At 54.1% G+C, this 3743-nt stretch carries 3 protein-coding genes; 2 read left to right on the top strand and 1 reads right to left on the bottom strand.

Annotation, left to right across the window (positions count from 1 at the left end; translation table 11 throughout):
* On the top strand, positions 1-273 hold a 273-nt coding region (locus T370_RS0121505; protein WP_029436967.1), incomplete at its 5' end, for a DUF1799 domain-containing protein.
* 96 nt (positions 274-369) lie between these two features.
* Here T370_RS0121505 and T370_RS0121500 read toward each other — a convergent pair.
* Positions 370-972, bottom strand: coding sequence for a hypothetical protein (locus tag T370_RS0121500; RefSeq protein ID WP_029436966.1), 603 nt, complete (start codon positions 970-972; stop codon positions 370-372).
* Positions 973-1067: 95 nt separating this feature from the next.
* Between T370_RS0121500 and T370_RS23960 the strand changes: the two genes are divergently transcribed.
* The coding region (locus T370_RS23960) for a tape measure protein (RefSeq protein ID WP_029436965.1) at positions 1068-3743 on the top strand (2676 nt) is incomplete at its 3' end.

The following is a 3743-nucleotide window of genomic DNA, read 5'->3' as shown; positions in this document are numbered from 1 at the left end:
TGTGAAGAGTGCGAGGGGCGTTGCCCGGATCTCATGCCCGACAACGCCGCCGCATGGGAACTGCTCCAGGCGGGCGCTACCCAACTCCGCATGTCCGGCATGGGCGGCCCGGTGGGGTTCGACTACAACGCGCTGGCGCTGGTGGCGGAATCTTTCGGCATCGAACTGACGCCCGGCATGTGGCGGAAGGTGCAGGCCGTGGAAACGGTCATCCGCCGCAACGCAGCGAGACAAGCTGAAAAAACGCAACAGGCTTACGCATCCACGCGGTGAGCGGTTCATTGACAACGGCATAGCGATTTTTGCGGATGGAATGGGCCGGGATGTGGGGTCCCGGCCCGGTGTTCTTATGTGTATGGGGGGGAAATACTAGCTATTTGTGGGGAAATATTTTTGAATGATTTTCACTATAAGAGGTTTTTCTTCGTAAACATATGTACCTGAAGAAAAAACGTAAGTGTGTGGCGTTTCCTGACCAATAATTTTTCCGGGCAGTTCGTCTGCCTGAACGTCCTTGCGATGTTTAGTAAGCCAGATACACTGTGGAGTGATCATATCCATTCTTACTGGAAGCCCATCTATTGTGACTTCGTTAAGATCAAATGACTGAAAAGGGGAACCTTTCTCTTTAATATTGTTAGGTTTCCATTCATTTTTATGGAAAAGATAGTCATTTAAAGCGACATCAGAAGCGCCTTGTGTGAATGTGCAGATAGCTTCACCTCGCGTTTCTACGCCAAAAGGATTTTTGTATCTAAAATCAATAATGATTTTTGGTTGTTGCTCTGTACCCTCAGTGACAATCATCGTTGCCGTGCGAAGTGAGTAGGTATCAGGGGCTTTCAGAGCACTTTGCACAACATTCTCACATGCTTGTATTGTTGAGTGCTTAGCCATATTTTTTTGTTCCATATAAAGAAAGATACCTGCTACAATAATGATAAGCACAAATACATAAATCAGTTTTCGCATATCTATTCCTCCTACCCTCCCCACACCATAGGGTTGCGGGAAAGTCAACGTCCATCCGCAGAAATCGCCGTGCCGCATTAGACAGGAAGTGAAGCATGGCAAGAAAAACGCCCGGCATTTACATAGCGATCCGTGGTGATTACTCCGCGTTTGAAACCGACCTGAACGCCGCAAAAAAGCTGGCCAAGGCTCAGGGCGATGCCATCGCTAAGAGCATCAACAATGCTGTTTCGGCTGTTGACCTCACCGGCGGCATCAACAAGATCACACGGGAATTGAAGACGGCGCAGGCCGCCTTGTCTGCCGGTGCGTTCAAGGGGCAAGTTTCTGGGCTGGAAGAGATTGCCAAGGCCGCCGGGGTCAGCTCCAAGCAGCTTGAGGGCCTGACCAATTCCATGCTCAAGTCCCAGGCCGCCGCGACCGCGAACCGGGCTTTTGAGTATCTGCAGAAGAACGCCGGATTGTCCACGCTTCAGCTTGCCAAGCTGAGGGTAGAGTTGGGGGACACGTCCGGGGCACTCTCCACACTGGCGACAGGGGTAAAGGCCCACGCCGTCGGTATGTTGGCGTTCGGTGCTGCGGCGGCGATGGCCGGGAAACAGGTACTGGACGCTTCCCTTCAAATGGACAGGCTGAACAAGGCCTACGCCACAATCACAGGTTCATCTTCCGCCGCGCAGAACCAGCTTGATTATCTGTATGATGTGACGCAGCGGCTTGGCTTGCAGTTTCAGGGGACTGCGGAAGCCGCCAAGGGCTTTTTCGCTGCGGGCAAGGATTCCGCACTCAAGGATCATCTGAACGGCATTTTCGAATCCGTCTCAATGGCGGGTTCCGCGCTGGCTCTGAGCAAAGACCAGATGGACGGCGTGTTTCTCGCGCTCGGTCAGATGATTTCAAAAGGGAAGGTGCAAGCCGAAGAGTTGCGCGGGCAGCTTGGCGAACGCCTCCCCGGTGCGTTTGACATGGCGGCGAAGGCCATGGGCGTCACCACGGCGAAACTCGACGACATGCTGAAGAAAGGGCAGGTGACGGCGGAAGAAATGCTTCCGAAGCTGGCCAAGGTCCTGCATGACGACTTTGCCGTTGCCGCCGCCGAAGCATCACAGGGTTTGCAGGGACAGTTGAACCGCCTGAGTACGGAATGGACGCGGTTTCAGGCCTCACTCCTGAACGGTGATGCTGCCGCCAAGGTCATGAAACAGCTTGCATCCGGCATGAAGGTTCTTGCCGATCATGGTGCCGAGATTGCCTCAATCGTGGGCAAAGGCATTCAGTGGGCGGTGTGGACGGCTGGCGTCTATGCGGCGATCAAGGCCCTTTCTGGTCTCGGGGCAGCAGTGACAGCGGCAAAGGCCGCTCTCGTCGCCTTCAATGTTTCATCCGTTGCGGCGGCTGTCGGGTCGCTGTCCGGCTTGCTTGGGCCTGCCGGCCTTGCCGCCGCAGTGGGTGCAGCGGCTGTTGCCTTTACCTCTCTTTCCAGCTCCACACAGTCCGCAGACGACATATTCCGCAAGCATCAGGCCACCATTGACGACTACAAAGAGAAAATGGGCAAGGCCACGGATGCCGTAAAGACTTTCTCCGAAGAACAGGAAGAGGCATACAAAAAATCGCTGGAACGCCAACGCGATATTCTGAATACTGATATTGCCGCTGCCGTGGATGGTGTGAACAGCACTCTTAGTGACCTGTCCATCTTTGGAGCGGGAATAGCCAAGGCTCCGCTCATACAGGAGGCAAAGGAGGCAGTTGAAGAGCTTGGACGGGAACTTGCCAAGCTCGGACAAAATGTCACCCAAGATAATCTGAACGCCTATGCCGAAAGGGTGCGGGCGATTGACGAGCGCATACGGGCCGCGCATCTGGATACGAAAGAATGGAATGACATGATCACCAGTCTTGTTGGTGAGGGTGATTCCTTTGTTTTGAAGATGGCCGCCATGATCGCCAAGAGCCTTGAAATTGAAGGCACGCTTGAACAGCTCAGGCAGACAACCGCGAATGCCAAGGGGGAATTGGCCACAGGGTGGAGCATAGGGCTTGAAGGCGTAGATGCTGCACTGGACAAACTTGATACGCGGCTCCGCACAGCACAAGCCAAGATTTCGAACGTTAAAGGCATGAGCGATGCCGCAGGCACTTTTAAGGATTTCAGCGTTGATCAGCTTGAAGTCCTGAAGAAGGCCCTTGATACGGGCGGACGCGGTGCTCTTATCAAGACGTTGGGGGAACAATATCACGTCGCGGCAGGGCAGATTCAGGAAGTCAGCGGCGCAATGACCAAGTATTTCGGTCGGCTCAAGGTAACAACCGAAGCCGAGGAAAAAGCCGCAAAAATAGAGGAGGAACGCAGAAAAAAACACAGCGGAAAGGCCAGCGCCATAGAGCAGACTTCCACCAAATTGGAAACGCTCAGGAAGGAAGTAGCTGCACTGGAAGAGGCCAATATTCCGGCAGCCAAAAGTTTTGATCAGGTCGTGGCCAAGCTGGAGCTTGAACGCAAGAATGCCGTCGCTACGGCGGAAGAAACCGCGAAGCTGTCAGTCCAGCGCAAACAGGCGACAGCGACACAGGCAACCGAGCAGAAAGCCCTTGAAATCCGTAAGGCGGAATTGGTCTACACGCAAAAGCTCCGGGAGGCCGAGGCCAAGCGTGACGACGATCTGAAGAAGAATGCCGATCTCCGTCTCGACTTCGAGAAGCGATATGCCGACATGGTGGGCCTGTCGTCTGAAGCCGTGTCAAAATCCATCTCGAAGCAGGCGGAA

The sequence above is a fragment of the Bilophila wadsworthia ATCC 49260 genome (assembly GCF_000701705.1).
GTDB classification, from domain to species: Bacteria; Desulfobacterota; Desulfovibrionia; order Desulfovibrionales; family Desulfovibrionaceae; genus Bilophila; species Bilophila wadsworthia.
This window is presented reverse-complemented; position numbering and strand designations above follow the sequence as displayed.

Coding starts and splice junctions, on each gene's coding strand:
- T370_RS0121500 (WP_029436966.1), bottom strand. CDS start 972: ATGCGAAAACTGATTTATGTATTTGTGCTTATCATTATTGTAGCAGGT.